The organism is Vibrio sp. R10-SG3-ISO3, from assembly GCF_059834225.1.
Genome location: NZ_JCBDHE010000011.1, coordinates 58,422 through 75,968, shown reverse-complemented (window position 1 = coordinate 75,968; position 17,547 = coordinate 58,422). Strand labels below are relative to the sequence as shown.

Genomic DNA, 17,547 nt, shown 5'->3' with positions numbered 1-17,547 from the left:
AGGTTAAGTGCAACTTTCCCACAGGTAGTTCCAGCACCTCCTGCAATTGAGTCACCCGTGCGTAAGTTGAAACGACGAATCTGACTCGGTGACACGTAGATGTCGTCCGGACCTGCGAGGTAAGAGCTGTCTGCGCTGCGCAGGAAACCGAAACCGTCTTGCAGTATTTCCAGAACCCCGTCGCCGAAAATATCTTCACCACTTTTAGCATGCGCTTTCAAGATAGCGAAGATGATGTCTTGTTTTCTTAGGCGAGCTAGGTTTTCAAGGCCCAAGCTTTCGCCAAGTTTGACAAGATCAGACACAGGTCTGTTCTTCAGTTCAGTTAGATTCATGGTGGTGGATACTTGTTTAGTCAAAATAAGGATCTGTTATTTAGTTAGATGAATTTGGTCAGAGGATCGACCAAAGAAGAGAACTTGTTTAATTAACGTGCGATAAATTAGCACTAAATACTAGACTAGTCTAGATTTTGTTGGCCTTCAAAAACAAAACCGTGCATCGGTTAAAATGCACGGTCTTAGCTCGGTGGACTTATAGGTTGGCGTCCAAAAACTCTTTCAGTTGAGTCTTAGACAGCGCACCAACTTTGGTCGCTGCGACGTTACCATCTTTGAACAGAAGTAACGTTGGAATACCACGGATACCAAACTTAGGCGGTGTGCCTGCGTTCTGGTCGATGTTCAGTTTACCGATAGTGAGTTTGCCTTCGTACTCGTCTGCGATTTCGTCCAGAATCGGCGCGATCATTTTACATGGTCCGCACCATTCTGCCCAAAAATCCACAAGAACCGGGCCTGCAGCATTGATTACATCAGCATCAAAACCATCATCAGTTAGCTGCAAAATTTTATCACTCATCTTCCACTCCAATGTGTTTTTTCTGAACTGGTTGGATGATAACCAGTATTTAGATGCCCTATTGGAATGTATTTACTTTCGTATTGCAAGCTTAAGCTGATATTCTATAGCAATGAAAAAGACGCATATCACAGAGCAAAAGTTCGCCGATTTGGGTTTACACCCCCAAGTTACTGAAGGATTGGAGAAAAAAGGGTTCGAGTTTTGTACCCCTATCCAAGCCTTGGCGTTGCCGGTACTGCTCACCGGCCAAGACATCGCAGGACAAGCTCAAACAGGGACAGGCAAAACCCTGGCTTTCTTGACTGCTACTTTTAACCATTTGTTGACCACGCCTGAGCATGACGGCCGCAAACCGACACAGCCGCGTGCCATCATTATGGCGCCGACTCGTGAGCTGGCGATCCAGATCTATAATGATGCGGCGCCATTGGTCGAAAGCACAGGGATCAAAACCGCCCTTGCCTACGGCGGCGAAAGTTACGACAAACAACTTGCGAAACTTGAGCAAGGTGTGGACGTACTGATCGGCACCACAGGTCGTATCATCGACTTCTATAAGCAGCGGGTGTTCAACCTTAACAATATCCAAGCAGTGGTATTGGATGAAGCAGATCGCATGTTCGATCTTGGCTTTATTAAAGACATTCGTTTCCTATTCCGCCGCATGCCAGAGCCAAAAGAGCGTTTGAACATGCTGTTTTCTGCCACGCTGTCATACCGCGTGCAAGAACTCGCTTTTGAACACATGCACAACCCAGAGCATGTCGTGGTCGAGCCGGAACAAAAAACCGGTCACCGTATAAAAGAAGAACTGTTCTACCCTTCTAACGAGCACAAAATGGCGCTGCTGCAAACTCTGATTGAAGAAGAGTGGCCAGACCGTGCTATCGTGTTTGCCAACACCAAGCACAAATGTGAATCCGTATGGGGACATCTGGCCGCTGACGGTCATCGTGTCGGCCTACTTACTGGTGATGTTCCGCAGAAGAAGCGCGAGAAGATTCTTGAGCAATTCACCAAAGGTGACGTCGATATTCTGGTTGCTACCGATGTCGCGGCGCGCGGTTTGCACATTCCGCAAGTCACGCACGTCTTTAACTACGATTTGCCTGATGATTGTGAAGATTATGTCCACCGTATCGGTCGTACTGGTCGTGCGGGCGCAAGCGGTCACTCTATTAGCTTCGCTTGTGAAGATTACGCGATCAATTTGCCTGCTATTGAAGAGTACATTGAGCACACGATCCCACAATCGGATTACGACGCAAGCGCTTTGATTCAAGACCTGCCTGCACCGATTCGCATGCGCAGCAACAAACCTCAGCAACGTCGTACAAACACCGGTGGCTCGCGTAACAACAACCGCCGTAACAACAACCGCTCTCGTTCACGTCAGCAAAAGGATTCTTAAGTCGTCTATGAGTCAAGCCGTCTCCTCTCCGCTCTACGCTGCCATCGACCTCGGGTCGAACAGTTTTCACATGCTCGTTGTGCGTCATATCGATGGCAGCGTTCAAACCATGGCTAAAATCAAGCGCAAAGTGCGCCTTGCCGCTGGCCTAGACGAAAACAATGCTCTGAGCCTAGACGCCATGCAGCGCGGATGGGACTGCTTGCGCTTGTTTGCAGAGCGATTGCAAGACATTGAACCGGATAATATCCGCATCGTCGGCACCGCGACCTTAAGAACGGCGACCAACGCCGAGCAATTTCTTGCCAAAGCCAATGAAATCTTAGGTCACGCGATCGAGGTCATCAGTGGTGAGGAAGAAGCGGCCACTATTTATAAAGGCGTTGCGCACACCTCCGGTGGTAGCGGACGTCGTTTGGTGGTCGATATTGGTGGCGCCAGCACTGAACTGATTATCGGTGAAGGGTTTGAAGCCAAAGCGCTCACCAGTCTAAAAATGGGCTGCGTGACCTGGCTTGAGAAGCACTTTAAAGACAGACAGTTGACAGCCAGTAACTTTGACAACGCCATTTCGGCGGCCAAGCAGACGCTGCACCCCATCTTGGAGCAATACCGCGCGCTGGGTTGGGATGTGTGTGTCGGCGCGTCCGGCACGGTGCAAGCTTTGCAAGAGATCATGTTAGCGCAAGGGATGGATGAGGTGATCACCCACCCGAAACTCAAGCGCTTACAAAAGCAAGCCATGCGCGCTGACCACCTCGAAGAGCTGGATATCGAAGGGCTCACTTTCGAACGGGCGCTGGTATTTCCGAGCGGCTTGTCGATTCTCATTGCGATTTTCGAGTTGTTAGAGATCGAGGCAATGACACTGGCCGGCGGCGCACTGCGCGAAGGCTTAGTGTACGAAATGGTCGATGAACTTAAGCAAGACGACATACGTGCGCGCACCATTACCAGTGTCCAAACGCGATACCAATTGGATGTCGCCTACGGTGAACAAGTTGCGCAGCAAGCCAATACCTTACTCACTCAATGCGAGCAAGGCTGGATTGCGGAAGACCAAGGGGTGGTACTACTCGATACCGCCGCTAAGCTGCATGAAATTGGCCTGACGATCGACTTTAAAAAAGGCGGCGAGCACGGAGCGTATCTCCTTCAGCATCTCGATTTGCCAGGCTTTACCCGTGCGCAGAAGCACCTGTTGGGTGAGCTCACTCGTCGCTATCGTGAACAGCTCTCCTCACTGCCTGAGCAGCACGCTCTCTCCGGCACCAGTGCCAAGCGTGTGTTGCGTCTACTCAGACTGGCCGTGCTGTTAACCCATCGTCGCAATCCACAACTTGCGCCAGATGTGTTGTTAACCACCGACGGTGATAAGCTGACGCTGACCTTGGACCCACTCTGGTTAGAGCAAAACCCACTCACCAGTGCGGAGCTTGAAATTGAAGCGAACCGCCAGAGTGATATTGGCTGGCCCTTGGTGATCACGACCCGCGCAGTGGCGGCCATCTAAATCACGTCGCCGCGCAGCACAGAGTTGAAAGCAGCGCAGAGATCAAAAAACCCGAGACGTTATCGCCTCGGGTTTTCTTTTATCCGCAGCTCGACGTCTCTCATCAGAGCCATCGATACCATGTAAAAAAGCTAGTTTGAACCCACCACTTTAAAGTCTGGGTTCACGGCGGTCAGCTTCTTAACCAAGTAGTTCAGCAGCACCCCATACATAGGCACGAACAAGCCAAGACTGATAACCAGTTTAAAGCCGTAGTCCACCAGCGCGATTTCCGCCCAATGCTCAGCCATAAACGGATCTGGGCTTTGGTAAAACGCAATCGCAAAAAAGGCGATGGTATCAAGTGCGTTGCCAAACAAGGTCGAGCAGGTCGGCGCCACCCACCACTGCTTCAACTGGCGCAGACGATTGAACACGTGCACATCGAGGATTTGTCCAAGCAAGTAGGCCATGAAGCTGGCGACCGCGATACGCGCAACAAACAGATTGAACTCGCCAAGCTGAGCGACACCTTGAAACTGCCCCTCGAAAAAGAGGACAGACAACGCATAAGAAACCGCTAAGGCCGGCAGCATCACCAAGAAGATGATTCTACGTGCCAATGCCGCGCCAAAGACACGGACGGTGAGATCCGTGGCGAGAAAAATAAAAGGAAAGGTGAACGCGCCCCAAGTGGTATGAAAACCCATAACCGTAAAGGGCAGCTGCACGAGATAATTGCTCGATGCAATGATAACCAAATGGAACAGAACTAACAGAAAAAGGGCTTTGCGCTGCTGCGCAGGAGTAAAGTGATTCATGCGATACCTTTTTAGTTTGGTTTGGGGGTGAGGGAACCCAAATTGAACCTCTTCATCATGAAGTGGCTCAGACCAACAATGTCTATGCTCAATAATGGCACCCTGCCATTATCACGGCCGGCGATTATACATTAACCAACCCTCGCCGCAAGCGCCCAACCAAAGGCAATCGTTCACGTACCGATTTCGGCGATGCATCAGCCACTTCAGCGCCCATCACTATTCGTTAGTAGGTAGGAAGTTAAAACGTTATTAGGCAGGAAGTGAAAAATCTGGCCGTTAAAAACCACGTTCAAACAGCGCAGCTAAAAAATCACACTCCGGCTGAGATTGCTCAACCACCAAGGATTCTAGCCAAACACTTTCACTGTAGTGTTCCGCTCTGAGCACCAACTGGCAGCCTTCAAAATCAATCAACCAAGTGTGGATGTCTGCATCCCACTGTTTCTCTATTACCTTGGCCGACAGCAGGCCAACCAAACGCTTGGCCAACTCTGGAAAGGTGTCAAAATCAAATCGAGGCGTACGCAAAATCAATCGCCCCTGATCCGCTTGATAGTCAATCAAGCCAAACTCGCTGTGCTCATTAGCCATGGTGCGTCAAATACTCCTGAATCAAATCAAGGAAAGGATCGGCATATTTCTCCAGCTTGCGCTGACCAACGCCATTCACTGCCAGCATCTCGCCGTAAGAGGTTGGCAAGATCTCCGCCATATCCATCAAGGTCGCATCACTGAAAACAACGTAAGGTGGCAAGCCATCTTCATCAGCAATCGACTTTCTTAGTTTACGCAGCTTAGCAAACAGCTTCTTATCGTAGTGTTTATTCGCCAGCTTATCCGAACGTGCAGCGCGCGCCGCGGTGTCTAACCGAGGGACGGCCAGTTCCAATGTGCGCTCACCTTTGAGTAGTGGGCGCGCTTCTTCGGTTAATTGCAACGTCGAGTTGCGTGTGATGTTTTGGCTTAACAGTCCTTTATGGATCAACTGTCGGAAAATACTCACCCAGTAATCGTGACTATTCTCGCGCCCAAGTCCGTACGTCGAGAGTTGGTCATGACCGTTTTCTCGAATACGAATGTTTTGCATGCCGCGCAGCACTTCCACCACATAACCAATACCGAAGCTTTGATTGACCCGGTAAACACAAGAGAGTGCCTTTTGCGCTTGTTCCGTGGCATCGAAATGTTTTGGCGGATCGAGGCAGATATCGCAGTTGCCGCAAGGCTCTTGTCGATACTCACCAAAATAGTTAAGCAGTACTTGGCGGCGACAGGTTTGCGCCTGTGCAAACGCGCTCATGGCATTCAGTTTGTGCGCTTCGACTTGCTTTTGCGGCCCCTCTTCTTTTTCATCGAGCATGCGACGCAGCCAGCCGATGTCAGCGGGGTCATAGAGCATCATGGCTTCTGCTGGTAATCCGTCTCGACCTGCACGACCGGTTTCTTGATAGTAAGATTCAATATTGCGCGGAATATCAAAGTGGACCACAAAGCGCACATTAGGCTTATTGATCCCCATGCCAAACGCGACCGTGGCGACGACGATTTGAATATCATCGCGCTGAAAGGCCTCTTGTACATAGGCGCGCTCGTCGGCGTCTAGCCCTGCGTGATAACTGGCGGCGCGCAGCCCGTTATTGCACAGTTTTTCGGTCACCATCTCGACCTTTTTACGGCTACCACAATAGATGATGCCGCATTGACCGCGTTGCTCATCCAAAAAGCGCACGATTTGTGAGACCGGCTTGTGCTTTTCCACCAAGGTGTAGCGAATATTCGGTCGATCAAAACTGCCCAAATAGATGTGTGGCTCGTTCAGTTGTAAACGGTGAGTAATATCGCTGCGCGTCGCTTCATCAGCGGTTGCCGTTAACGCCATCACAGGAACCTGTGGAAACCATTGCTTCAACTGACCTAGCGCGGCGTATTCCGGGCGAAAGTCGTGTCCCCACTGGGAAATACAGTGCGCTTCATCCACGGCAATCATCGCGAGCGGCAAGTTCTCTAACCGCTCGACAAAATCACGCATCAACACACGTTCCGGCGAGACATAGACCAGCTTAAGCGCCCCAGAGTGCATGCGATTGTAGACAGAGGTAAGCGCCTCTCTCGCCATCGTCGAGTTAATACACTCAGCGGCGACGCCATTGGCTTTCAACTGATCCACTTGGTCTTTCATCAAGGAAATCAAAGGCGATATGACTAAGGTCAGCCCCTCTTTGAGCAGCGCCGGCACTTGATAGCACAGTGACTTACCGCCGCCTGTTGGCATAATGACTAAGCTGTCTTGACCGTCTAGCGCGGTATCAATCGCGTCACGTTGACCTTCTCGAAATTCGTGGTAACCAAACACCTTTTCCAAGACGCTCTGAGCGGTTTCGATAGAATCAGGTTGCTGCGCGATCAGTGTGGCTGTCATTACGCTCTCTGTTGGGATAAGTGGGGTGGAAAATTCGAGCGCTTATTGTAGTTGGGAATAGCGGTGAATAAAACTGCAAAGTGCTAGGTGATTCTCAATCCTATTCGTATACTACTCGTTTCATTTCATAATTCTGTGTTGAGAATCATCCAATGACAACCGACGAACAGCAACGCGCGCGGCAAGGTGTCCTCCTTGCGATTGGTGCCTACACCATGTGGGGAATCGCGCCAATTTACTTTAAGACCATTAGCGAGGTCTCTGCGCTTGAGATTTTAAGTCACCGTGTTGTCTGGTCTTTTTTCCTGTTAGCGCTACTGATTCATCTCAGCCGAGGCTGGAAGACCGTACGCGACGTGCTGACATCCAAAAAGAAAATGACCTACCTCGTCACCACGGCCACCTTGGTTGGGGCCAACTGGTTGATTTTCATCTGGGCGGTGAACGCCAATCATATGCTCGATGCCAGTCTTGGCTACTACATCAACCCGTTAATTAATGTGGTGCTCGGCATGCTGTTTCTCGGTGAACGCCTGCGAAAATTGCAGTGGTTTGCTGTCGCACTCGCCGCCTGTGGTGTATTGGTCCAGTTGGTTGCGTTTGGCTCGGTTCCGATTGTCGCCATCGCGCTGGCGATGAGCTTTGGGTTTTATGGCTTGCTGCGTAAAAAAGTCAGCTTAGATGCGCAAACGGGATTGTTTATCGAGACCTTGGTGATGCTGCCTGCCGCCGCGATCTATCTTATCGGGATTGCCGACTCCGCCACCTCGAACCTGAGCCAGAATCCCTTAGATCTCAATCTGCTCCTTGTTGCTGCGGGTGTCATCACTACCCTACCGCTGCTCTGCTTTACGGGGGCCGCGACACGATTAAAGCTCTCAACGCTGGGTTTTTTCCAATACATAGGCCCAAGCCTGATGTTTATGCTCGCCGTGCTTGTCTATGGTGAAGCCTTTACGCCAGACAAAGCCATCACCTTTGCCTTTATTTGGGGCGCACTGGTCGTATTTAGCTTCGACGGTTTAAAAACCAACCACCAAAGCCGCCGCGCCGCCAAACTGTTAAACACCAAACAAGCCTAACGTTACCAACATGAATGAGATCACTTTACTTGCCACTCTAGCGACGGTTCATTTCATCGCCTTAATGAGCCCGGGCCCCGACTTTGCGCTTGTGGTGCAAAATGCCACCCGTTACGGGCGCCAGACCGGATTTTTTATCGCGCTGGGCCTCTCTTTCGGTATTCTCTTGCACTCGCTGCTCAGCCTGACTGGGGTGAGCTATCTGGTGCATCAGCAGCCAACCCTGTTTTCGCTCGTGCAACTTGCCGGCGGTAGCTACCTCTTATACCTAGGCGTAGGCGCGCTAAAGGGGACATGGGCGCGCATTCAATCCTCGCAGACCGCAGCGCAAGATGATGCCTCCTCTGAACAAGCACTCTTGGTCAACAAGCGTCACGCCTTCTCCAAAGGCTTTGCGACCAATATTTTCAACCCCAAAGCGTTGGTCTTTTTTGTCAGTTTGATGTCCAGCCTGGTGCCCGCCAGTATGTCGCTAGGCGGCAAAAGCGCTGCACTGTTGATTTTATGGGGCCTATCGCTCGCTTGGTTCTCTTTCTTGGCCTGGATGCTGTCAACGCAGCGTATGCAGCGCAAACTGAAATCATTGAGCCTCTACATCGACGCATTATGCGGTCTGATGTTCAGCGGCATCGGCCTTGGCATTTTATGGCAATCAACTAACGCCATCGCCATGCTCTTTTAGCCCCCTCAGAATAACCACTCATAAAAAATGGCCATAACGGCCATTTTTTGTTTATTTATTCACTTCTAACGCATCTTAGAGCAAAAAGTTGCGCTCGATCACAATCAGTTTCTCGTCAATAATCGGCGATCGTCTAGGCTTCTTGTGCGAGATCTCTCACAAGCGAGTAAGTCAAACTCTCTTTTTGTCTAAGAAAACTATCAATTAAAAATCATAACTCATTGTTTTAATTTGTTATGTGTGAAAATTCGTCAATTTTTTTTGCCTCTTATCGTTTTTCTGACGTTGCTGAACTTCGCCAAAGTCTTAATATGAACTCTGTCGGAAGGATGCTGACACGGAACAGGAAATCACCACGGATTCGGTGGTCTTCAGGATGAAGATACGGTTGCTTAGGATGAGTAATCGGCACGGAAAGCAAATTGGACATTGAACGGACGCAATAGTAGCTAGGATGGTTACTACTAAGGATGGGAAATGGACACCTCTGGACGAGGCATGGAACGATCATCAGGATGATGAAAGGGACACCGCTCAGGGAACAAGCGAAGTGAACTAACGAGGAACGTTAGTAGACCAGGATAGGGTCAAGGACACCGCTAGGATGGCGATGAAAGGACTACGCTGAAGGACGTCAGCATACTATCAAGGATTTGATGCATGGAGCACTTTTAGTAGCCGGATTGCTGCGAGTAAGACTATAACCCCGATGGGCGCAAGCCCTCGGGGTTTTTCTTTGTGTGAAGAAAGTGATTGGGTTCTCGTGCCTAGTTCCTAGAGGGGTACTCGGGGAGTATGTCTAGGAACTTAGGGTCGATGGGGCAGATTAGAGCTTTTCGAGTTTCGCGTAAGCCGTAACGAGCCACTTGATCCCTTCGCCATTAAAGGCAACCTGAACGCGACTTTGCGGGCCACTGCCTTCAAAGTTGATGATGGTCCCCTCACCAAATTTAGGGTGCATCACTCGCGAGCCAAGGCTAAAGCCGGTTTCATTGAAGTTCTCTTTGACCGCCGTTTGGCTAAAGCGACCACTGCTGGTCGGGCGACTGACCTGTGCTTTCATTCGCACTTCGTCCAAACAATTTTCGGGTAGCTCACGAATAAAGCGCGACGGTTTGTGGTACTTGTCTTGACCGTATAATCGGCGCATTTCGGCGTAAGTAATGTAGAGCTTTTTCATCGCACGAGTCATACCGACATAACACAGACGACGCTCTTCTTCGAGTCGCCCTGCTTCCTCTGCAGACATCTGGCTTGGGAACATCCCCTCTTCAACACCGACCATAAACACCAGCGGAAACTCCAACCCTTTGGCACTGTGCAGCGTCATTAATTGCACCGCATCGTCAAACTCATCCGCTTGCCCTTCGCCCGCTTCGAGTGCAGCGTGGGTCAAAAATGCCGTTAACAGCGTCATCTCATCCGCTTCTTCTGGCTTTTCAAATTGACGAGTTGCAGTGACCAGCTCCTCCAAGTTCTCTATGCGTGCCTTGGACTTCTCACCTTTCTCCTGTTCGTACATGGCGTACAAACCGGAGTATTTGATCACATGGTCGGTTTGCTCATGCAATGGCATCTCTAGGGTGTCATCTTCCAGCGCATTCACCAACTCTACAAAGCGGCTTAATGCGCCAGCAGCGCGGCCAGCAAGGACTTTATCTTCCAGTAAACGTACGCTCGCTTCCCACATGGTGCAGCCTTGATCGCGGGCAGCAAAACGGATGGTTTCCAGGGTTTTATCACCAAGGCCACGGGTAGGCGTGTTCACCACTCGCTCAAACGCCGCATCATCATTGCGATTGGCCATTAATCGTAAGTAACTCAAGGCATCTTTGATTTCTTGGCGCTCGAAGAAGCGCATGCCGCCGTAGATGCGATATGCGAGCCCAGCTTGAATCAAGGCTTCTTCCAGAACACGTGATTGGGCGTTGTTACGGTAAAGCATCGCGGCATCCACCAGCGCCCCGCCGTTCTCTTGCCACTCTTTAATTTTGTTGACCGTAAAGCGCGCTTCATCAAGCTCGTTGTACGCCGAGTAAACGGAAATAGGCTCGCCTTCACTGCCCTCCGTCCACAACTCTTTGCCCATACGCTCAGTGTTGTTGGCGATCAGCGCGTTGGACGCCTGCAAAATGGTTTTGGTTGAGCGGTAGTTCTGCTCCAGACGAATGGTATTGACGCTTGGAAACTCTTGGGTGAACTTTTCAATGTTCTCGATTTTCGCCCCGCGCCAACCGTAGATGGACTGATCGTCATCGCCGACGATCATCACGTGCGAATCTGGGCCAGCCATCATTCTCAGCCAAGCGTATTGAATGTTGTTGGTGTCTTGAAACTCATCGACCAGAATATGCTTAAAGCGCGCTTGGTAATGCTCGCGGATGTGCTTCTTATCACGCAATAGCTCATGGGCACGCAGCAAAATTTCAGCAAAATCGACCAAGCCGGCGCGATCGCACGACTCTTGGTAAGCTCGATAAATTTGTAGATAGGTTTGGGTAATGGGATCGTGGTAAGCATCGATGTGCGCCGGTCTCAGGCCTTCATCTTTTTTACCGTTGATCCACCAAGCCACTTGACGCGGTGGCCACTGTTTTTCATCCAGATTTTGCGCTTTGATTAATCGGCGCAATAGGCGCTGCTGATCATCACTGTCGATGATTTGAAAATCTTCAGGCAGTTTGGCATCTAAGTAGTGCGCGCGCAAAATGCGGTGGCAAATCCCATGAAACGTGCCGTTCCACATCCCCGATGCGCTGCCCATCATCAACTCTTCAATTCGGCCACGCATCTCCGCTGCGGCTTTGTTGGTGAAGGTCACCGACATGATCGAAAACGGCGACGCTTGCTCTACAGACATCAACCACGCAATTCGGTGGACCAGCACGCGGGTTTTACCACTTCCGGCGCCAGCCAGCACAAGCAGGTTTTCTAAAGGAGCGGCAACAGCCTCGCGCTGTTTGTCGTTGAGACCGTCGAGAAGTAAAGAAGGATCCATGGGGGACTCGGCTACTGGTTATCTATACATGAAAAATGATTATAACCTAAACAGCCTTGCCATTTCAGAAGAAAAACCAGAAAAAGCACGATGAAAAACAGGAGGCGCTTGGCCTCCTGTTTCCTGTGTGATACAGCGTTGTGATGCGACCGTGTTATGCGGCAATCCCTGCGTGACGCAACAAAGCATCAATCTCTGGCTCACGGCCTCTGAAGCGCTTAAAGAGCTCCATCGGCTCTTCACTGCCGCCCATCTCTAAGATGTGATTCAAGAAGCTCTGACCCGTTTGCGGGTTAAAGATCCCCTCTTCTTCAAACTTCGAGAACGCATCTGATGACAGCACTTCAGCCCACAAGTAGCTGTAGTATCCCGCGCTGTATCCACCCGCAAAGATATGACTAAAGCTGTGTGAGAAGCGGTTCCACTCTAGGCTTGGCAGTACCGAGACTTTCGCTTTGACCTGTGCAAGGGTTTCAAGAACACGTGGACCAACCTCTGGGTCGAATTCAGTGTGCAAGGTGAAGTCAAACAGACCAAACTCCAGCTGGCGAAGAATGAACATCGCGGACTGGAAGTTTTTCGCGGCCAGCATTTTGTCGAGCATGGCTTTTGGTAAAGGTTCGCCGGTTTCGTAGTGACCAGAAATGAAGGCCAGTGCCTCCTCTTCCCAGCACCAGTTTTCCAGGAACTGACTCGGCAATTCCACCGCATCCCAAGGCACACCGTTGATGCCCGACACTGAACCTGTGTCCACTTGAGTCAACATATGATGGATACCGTGACCAAACTCATGGAACAAGGTCACCACTTCATCATGGGTAAACAGCGCTGGCTTATCACCCACCGGACGATTGAAGTTACAAGTCAAGTAGGCCACTGGGGTTTGCAGCTCACCGTTGGCGTTGATGCGGCGCACACGGCACTCATCCATCCACGCACCGCCACGTTTGTGTTCACGGGCGTACAAATCGAGATAGAAGCTACCACGTAAGGTGTCATTGGCATCGAAAATATCAAAGAAGCGCACCGACTCATGCCAAGTTTCCACGCCTTGGCGCTCCTCAACACGCATACCAAAGACACGCTTGAGCACTTCAAACAGACCACTGACCGCTTTGGATTCAGGGAAGTATGGACGCAGCTCTTCATCTGAGATTTGGAACAGGTGCTGTTTCTGTTTTTCGCTGTAGTAAGCGATGTCCCATAAGTTGAGCTCTTCAACGCCAAATTCTTGCTGAGCAAACTGGCGCAATTCTTCCACTTCACGCTCACCTTGTGGTTTCGCTTTCGCGGCTAAGTCATTGAGGAAGCCAAGTACTTGCTCAGGGCTCTGCGCCATTTTCGTTGCAAGCGACTTTTCACTGTAGTTATTGAAACCCAGCATACGCGCCACTTCATAGCGCAGTTTGAGCAGCTCACTGATGATCTCGCTGTTGTCCCACTCTCCCGCTTTCGGGCCGCGGTCAGACGCGCGCGTCACGTAGGCTTCATACATCTCTTGGCGCAGCGCTTGGTTGTCACAGTAGGTCATCACTGGCAAGTAGGAAGGAATGTCGAGGGTGAGCAGATAGCCGTCTAACTCTTTCGCTTGCGCAGCGGCTTTCGCGGCGGCGAGCGCCGACTCTGGCATGCCCGACAACTCTGCGTCATCGGTGACGTGCTTGCTCCAACCCATGGTCGCATCTAAGACGTTGTTCGAGAACTTTGAGCCCAGCTCTGACATACGCTTGCTGATCTCACCATAACGATGCTGCTGATCAGCCGGCAAACCAATACCAGACAGCTCGAAGTCGCGCAGGCCATCGGTGATGGTTTTCTTTTGTGCTTGCGTTAGAGTCGCAAACGCTGGGCTGGCTTTGATCGCTTTGTAGGCATCAAACAGCCCTTTGTGTTGACCTACCCAAGTGCCATATTCCGACAACAGCGGCAAGCAGCTTTCGTACGCCTCACGCAACTCATCACTGTTGACCACAGAGTTCATGTGACTCACTGGCGACCAAATGCGGCTTAAACGGTCATCCACCTCTTCAATGGGCGCAATCACGCTCTCCCAAGTCGGTGCGTCGTTGCCGGCCAGCACTTGGTCGATTTTAGCGCGGCACGCAGCAATCGCGTCTTCAACTGCTGGTTTCACATGTTCTGGTTGGATGTGAGCAAAAGGCGGCAGATCGGTAAACGTCAGCAATGGGTTAGACATAAGCATTCCTTTTTTGTTGGCAGACGAGCTGAGGTGTTCGTCGGGTCTTATAGAATAGATAGTGCCCCGAGAGGACTTTTTCAATAGTCATCGACCGCTAAGTTGTTGCCAATTCTTACGATATTCACGTGAGATAAGCACCAATCGGCAAGTCACGACTTTTTGTTTACCTAGCCAACAAAGGCACAGAGAAAGACAAGCAGCCCGGCGTCGGTGCGGTTATACTCTCCCACATCGCTTTTTGGGAAATAACTATGGCCTAGGGCCATTTAGAGAGAACCGTTTTGCTAAGCTATCGTCACAGTTTTCACGCAGGTAACCATGCCGATGTGGTTAAACACATTGTGCAAAGCCTGATCCTTAACTCGCTCAAGAACAAAGACAAACCGTTTGTGTATCACGACACGCACTCCGGTGTTGGTCGTTACGATTTGACCCACGAATGGTCAGAAAAGACGGGTGAGTACAAGCAAGGCATCGCACGGGTATGGGCACAAAGTGAGAGACCTGTGGCGATTCAGAGCTATCTTGATGCCATCACGAGCTTAAACAACGGTGAAGGACTGCGCTACTACCCTGGCTCACCACGCGTTGCCCGCGCCCACCTGCGCCCACAAGATCGCATGCTATTGACCGAACTTCACCCTAGTGACTACCCATTGCTGCAACAAGAGTTTCATCGTGATCGCCAAGTCAGCATTTTTAAAGAGGATGGTTTCCAGCGTCTCAAAGCCAGCTTGCCGCCGCAAGAGCGCCGCGGCCTAGTGCTTATCGACCCACCCTATGAGCTTGCCAAAGAATATCGCGATGTGGTTCAGGCTATAGCACAAAGTTATAAGCGCTGGGCTACCGGGATTTATGCGATTTGGTATCCTGTGGTCAACCGCTGCGACATTGAAGATATGATTGAAGGTCTAGAAGGACTCGGGATTCGTAAAATCTTGCAAATCGAGCTTGGCGTCTCTCCAGATACCAATGAGCGCGGCATGACGGCCTCTGGGATGATTGTCATCAATCCCCCTTGGACATTGGAAAGCGACATGAACGACATTTTGCCTTTCCTCAAGGAGGCAATTGCCCCCGTCACAGGCCACTGGAAAGTCGATTGGATTGTTCCTGAGTAGCCTTGGCAAAGTCAGACATTTCGCTGCGATGGATTGAGTTCAACCAGTTCATCCTCATATACATAATAATCAGCTAAAAAATTTGGAGAAAGTAATGGCGACTCATTTTGACTATATCTGTATCGGTGGTGGTTCTGGCGGCATCGCCTCAGCGAACCGCGCGGCCATGTACGGTGCAAAAGTAGCCCTAATTGAAGCTCAAGACCTAGGCGGTACCTGTGTCAATGTTGGTTGTGTCCCTAAGAAAGTGATGTGGCACGGCGCGCAAATCGCAGATGCGATGAACCTCTATGCCGAAGACTACGGATTTGACATCGATGTCAAAGGCTTCGATTGGAGCAAACTGGTCGAAAGCCGCCAAGCGTATATTGGCCGCATCCACCAATCTTACGACCGCGTATTGGGCAACAACAAAGTTAACGTCATCAAGGGCTTTGCGAAATTCGTTGATGAGAAAACCGTCGAAGTGAATGGTGAGCACTACACCGCTGATCATATCCTGATTGCCGTTGGTGGTCGTCCAACCATTCCTAACATCCCAGGTGCTGAGTACGGCATCGACTCAAACGGCTTCTTCGAGCTTGCTGAGCAGCCAAAACGCGTTGCGGTGATTGGCGCTGGCTACATTGCCGTCGAGATTGCGGGTGTGCTTAACGCTCTCGGCACGGAAACTCACCTGTTTGTTCGTAAAGAGTCGCCGCTACGCAGCTTTGACCCAATGATCATCGAAACCTTGGTAGAAGTGATGGAAGCTGAAGGGCCAGCACTGCACACTCACTCCATTCCAAAAGAAGTGGTGAAAGAAGCCGATGGCAGCCTGACACTTCACCTTGAAAACGGTCATACACACAATGTTGACCAGTTGATCTGGGCTATCGGCCGTCATCCTGCCACGGACGCGATCAATCTCGCCTCAACCGGTGTTGAAACCAATGAGCGTGGCTACATCAAAGTGGATGAGTTCCAAGCGACCAACGTGCCAGGAATCTACTGTGTCGGTGACATTATGGAAGGGGGCATCGAGCTAACACCAGTGGCAGTTAAAGCCGGTCGCCAACTCTCTGAGCGTCTATTCAACGGTAAAACAAACGCCAAGATGGATTACAACCTTGTCCCGACCGTGGTATTTAGTCACCCACCGATCGGCACCATTGGTTTAACCACCCAAGAAGCCGAAGAGAAGTACGGCAAAGAGAATGTAAAAGTGTACACTTCTGGCTTTACCGCCATGTACACCGCAGTGACTCAGCACCGTCAGCCATGCAAAATGAAACTCGTGTGTGCGGGAGAAGAAGAAACCGTAGTCGGTCTACACGGCATTGGCTTTACCGTGGACGAAATGATTCAAGGCTTCGGCGTAGCGATGAAGATGGGCGCCACCAAAGCTGACTTCGACTCTGTGGTTGCGATTCACCCAACAGGTAGCGAAGAATTCGTCACGATGAGATAAGGCATTGGTTTTTAACAAAAAAGGACGCTTAGCGTCCTTTTTTTATTTCACACACATCACATTAAGCAGAGAGGTGCCTTTTAACTGGTTGACCTTGCCACTGGCAAAGAGTCCGGTGCGTCCGCTTCCCCAGTAGGGCAAATGCATCGGCCACTTATTTGGGCCCATATGTTCAGCCGCCAATAGATTTTGCCACTCTTGCTCACTGGCAAGACGCATTCCCAAGCGATAACAGGTTTTGTAGGCGTCCTCATAATTCATGCGATTCCACGGCAAGCCATGTTCCATATAGAACTGATCATTACCAAACATGGTGTAGGGCACCTTGTACTCTACGCCGTTAATGCTCGCGGACAGTCGGATAAGGATTTCATCTTGAGGCTCGCTATTCGCCCTCTCGACATTCGCTGACTCTGTTTTTGAGGGAATCGGCGCAGGCAGTACCGTGGTGTGTTGAGTCTGCGTTTTTGCTGTGGACTTGGGTGACGGTTTGGCTTTTTCGACAGGTTGAGTCTTACGCTTAGCGGCGGGGGCTTTCGGCGATGCCCCTTTGACAACTTCACGAATAAACGCTTCTTTGTAGCCGGGCTCACTTTTCACCTTCGCAAGATCTGCGCGCGCCTTGGCAAACTCATCGTACGGGCCAATTAAGCAGCGTACCCCTTTGCCTTCTGGTTTTGCCCACACATCAGTAGAAATATGCTGGTACAGCACCTTCGCTTTATCCAATGATAGTGGTTGGCTGAAGACACCACACTGAATCCAAAAGCTCGATTCACTGCCCTTAGGTTTGGTGCCCCAAAGGCCATTACCGATAGGACAGGCCGCATCGAGCACTGGCAACTCGGTATTTGAGGCCTGTGTGGCATCACAGAGAAATTCTTCAGCACTGACTGAACTGGTCGACAAGGAGACAGTGAGCCACGCGGCAACACTCAAAAGCGGTAACATGGTTCGTTTCGGCTTGACTGCCATAATGATATCCAATCCCTTATTCTTTCGCC

14 protein-coding genes are annotated in these 17,547 nt (G+C 50.7%); 6 read left to right on the top strand and 8 right to left on the bottom strand.

What is annotated here, in order from left to right; genetic code table 11:
* Both AC6R1A_RS02190 and trxA read right to left on the bottom strand, forming a co-directional pair.
* The coding region (locus AC6R1A_RS02190; RefSeq protein WP_500646137.1) for a Rho termination factor N-terminal domain-containing protein at positions 1–335 on the bottom strand (335 nt) is incomplete at its 3' end.
* 199 nt (positions 336–534) lie between these two features.
* A complete protein-coding gene (gene trxA, locus AC6R1A_RS02185) occupies positions 535–861 on the bottom strand; it encodes a thioredoxin TrxA (RefSeq protein ID WP_053440774.1) in 327 nt (108 codons plus the stop codon).
* Positions 862–973: 112 nt separating this feature from the next.
* On the opposite strand from trxA, the gene rhlB reads away from it, so the two are divergent.
* The gene (gene rhlB / locus AC6R1A_RS02180) at positions 974–2,275 is read left to right on the top strand and encodes an ATP-dependent RNA helicase RhlB (RefSeq protein WP_334555473.1); all 1,302 of its coding nucleotides are present in this window, start codon (positions 974–976) and stop codon (positions 2,273–2,275) included.
* 7 nt (positions 2,276–2,282) lie between these two features.
* Positions 2,283–3,788 (top strand): guanosine-5'-triphosphate,3'-diphosphate diphosphatase, encoded by a 1,506-nt coding sequence (gene gppA / locus AC6R1A_RS02175; protein WP_500632330.1) that lies wholly within the window; start codon positions 2,283–2,285, stop codon positions 3,786–3,788.
* 131 nt (positions 3,789–3,919) lie between these two features.
* On the opposite strand, the gene AC6R1A_RS02170 is transcribed toward gppA, so the two are convergent.
* From AC6R1A_RS02170 to recQ, 3 genes are all read right to left on the bottom strand, one after another.
* Positions 3,920–4,588, bottom strand: coding sequence for a 7-cyano-7-deazaguanine/7-aminomethyl-7-deazaguanine transporter (locus AC6R1A_RS02170; RefSeq protein ID WP_500632329.1), 669 nt, complete (start codon positions 4,586–4,588; stop codon positions 3,920–3,922).
* 279 nt (positions 4,589–4,867) lie between these two features.
* Positions 4,868–5,182 carry a DUF3630 family protein gene (locus AC6R1A_RS02165; protein ID WP_500632328.1) on the bottom strand — a complete coding sequence of 105 codons (315 nt, stop codon included), beginning with the start codon at positions 5,180–5,182 and terminating at the stop codon, positions 4,868–4,870.
* A complete protein-coding gene (gene recQ, locus AC6R1A_RS02160) occupies positions 5,175–7,010 on the bottom strand; it encodes an ATP-dependent DNA helicase RecQ (RefSeq protein WP_500632327.1) in 1,836 nt (611 codons plus the stop codon). Before recQ ends, AC6R1A_RS02165 begins: the two co-directional genes overlap by 8 nt.
* Positions 7,011–7,162: 152 nt before the next feature.
* Here recQ and rarD point away from each other — a divergent pair, with 152 nt between their 5' ends.
* Entirely contained in the window at positions 7,163–8,092 is a 930-nt protein-coding gene (rarD, locus tag AC6R1A_RS02155; RefSeq protein WP_500632326.1) for an EamA family transporter RarD, read from the top strand.
* Between the two features lie 10 nt (positions 8,093–8,102).
* Complete coding sequence (locus AC6R1A_RS02150; RefSeq protein ID WP_500632325.1) at positions 8,103–8,774, top strand: LysE family translocator; 672 nt, start codon at positions 8,103–8,105, stop codon at positions 8,772–8,774.
* A gap of 826 nt (positions 8,775–9,600) precedes the next feature.
* Here the strand turns inward: AC6R1A_RS02150 and uvrD are convergent.
* Together uvrD and prlC are read right to left on the bottom strand one after the other, a co-directional pair.
* Entirely contained in the window at positions 9,601–11,772 is a 2,172-nt protein-coding gene (gene uvrD / locus AC6R1A_RS02145; RefSeq protein ID WP_500632324.1) for a DNA helicase II, read from the bottom strand.
* 154 nt (positions 11,773–11,926) lie between these two features.
* A complete protein-coding gene (gene prlC, locus AC6R1A_RS02140; RefSeq protein ID WP_500632323.1) occupies positions 11,927–13,969 on the bottom strand; it encodes an oligopeptidase A in 2,043 nt (680 codons plus the stop codon).
* A gap of 284 nt (positions 13,970–14,253) precedes the next feature.
* On the opposite strand from prlC, the gene AC6R1A_RS02135 reads away from it, so the two are divergent.
* Together AC6R1A_RS02135 and gorA are read left to right on the top strand one after the other, a co-directional pair.
* Positions 14,254–15,093, top strand: a complete 840-nt coding sequence (locus AC6R1A_RS02135; protein ID WP_500632322.1) for a 23S rRNA (adenine(2030)-N(6))-methyltransferase RlmJ — start codon at positions 14,254–14,256, stop codon at positions 15,091–15,093.
* Between the two features lie 94 nt (positions 15,094–15,187).
* Positions 15,188–16,543: a glutathione-disulfide reductase gene (gene gorA / locus AC6R1A_RS02130; RefSeq protein ID WP_334555463.1), complete on the top strand. Its 1,356-nt coding sequence runs from the start codon at positions 15,188–15,190 to the stop codon at positions 16,541–16,543.
* Between the two features lie 42 nt (positions 16,544–16,585).
* Here the strand turns inward: gorA and AC6R1A_RS02125 are convergent, their stop codons facing one another.
* A complete protein-coding gene (locus AC6R1A_RS02125; RefSeq protein ID WP_500632321.1) occupies positions 16,586–17,518 on the bottom strand; it encodes an SPOR domain-containing protein in 933 nt (310 codons plus the stop codon).
* Between the last annotated feature and the right edge of the window lie 29 nt (positions 17,519–17,547).

Excerpts from the sequence above, each read along its gene's own strand:
- trxA (WP_053440774.1), bottom strand. The coding sequence starts at position 861 with ATGAGTGATAAAATTTTGCAGCTAACTGATGATGGTTTTGATGCTGAT.
- rhlB (WP_334555473.1), top strand. The coding sequence starts at position 974 with ATGAAAAAGACGCATATCACAGAGCAAAAGTTCGCCGATTTGGGTTTA.
- gppA (WP_500632330.1), top strand. The coding sequence starts at position 2,283 with ATGAGTCAAGCCGTCTCCTCTCCGCTCTACGCTGCCATCGACCTCGGG.
- AC6R1A_RS02170 (WP_500632329.1), bottom strand. The coding sequence starts at position 4,588 with ATGAATCACTTTACTCCTGCGCAGCAGCGCAAAGCCCTTTTTCTGTTA.
- AC6R1A_RS02165 (WP_500632328.1), bottom strand. The coding sequence starts at position 5,182 with ATGGCTAATGAGCACAGCGAGTTTGGCTTGATTGACTATCAAGCGGAT.
- recQ (WP_500632327.1), bottom strand. The coding sequence starts at position 7,010 with ATGACAGCCACACTGATCGCGCAGCAACCTGATTCTATCGAAACCGCT.
- rarD (WP_500632326.1), top strand. The coding sequence starts at position 7,163 with ATGACAACCGACGAACAGCAACGCGCGCGGCAAGGTGTCCTCCTTGCG.
- AC6R1A_RS02150 (WP_500632325.1), top strand. The coding sequence starts at position 8,103 with ATGAATGAGATCACTTTACTTGCCACTCTAGCGACGGTTCATTTCATC.
- uvrD (WP_500632324.1), bottom strand. The coding sequence starts at position 11,772 with ATGGATCCTTCTTTACTTCTCGACGGTCTCAACGACAAACAGCGCGAG.
- prlC (WP_500632323.1), bottom strand. The coding sequence starts at position 13,969 with ATGTCTAACCCATTGCTGACGTTTACCGATCTGCCGCCTTTTGCTCAC.
- gorA (WP_334555463.1), top strand. The coding sequence starts at position 15,188 with ATGGCGACTCATTTTGACTATATCTGTATCGGTGGTGGTTCTGGCGGC.
- AC6R1A_RS02125 (WP_500632321.1), bottom strand. The coding sequence starts at position 17,518 with ATGGCAGTCAAGCCGAAACGAACCATGTTACCGCTTTTGAGTGTTGCC.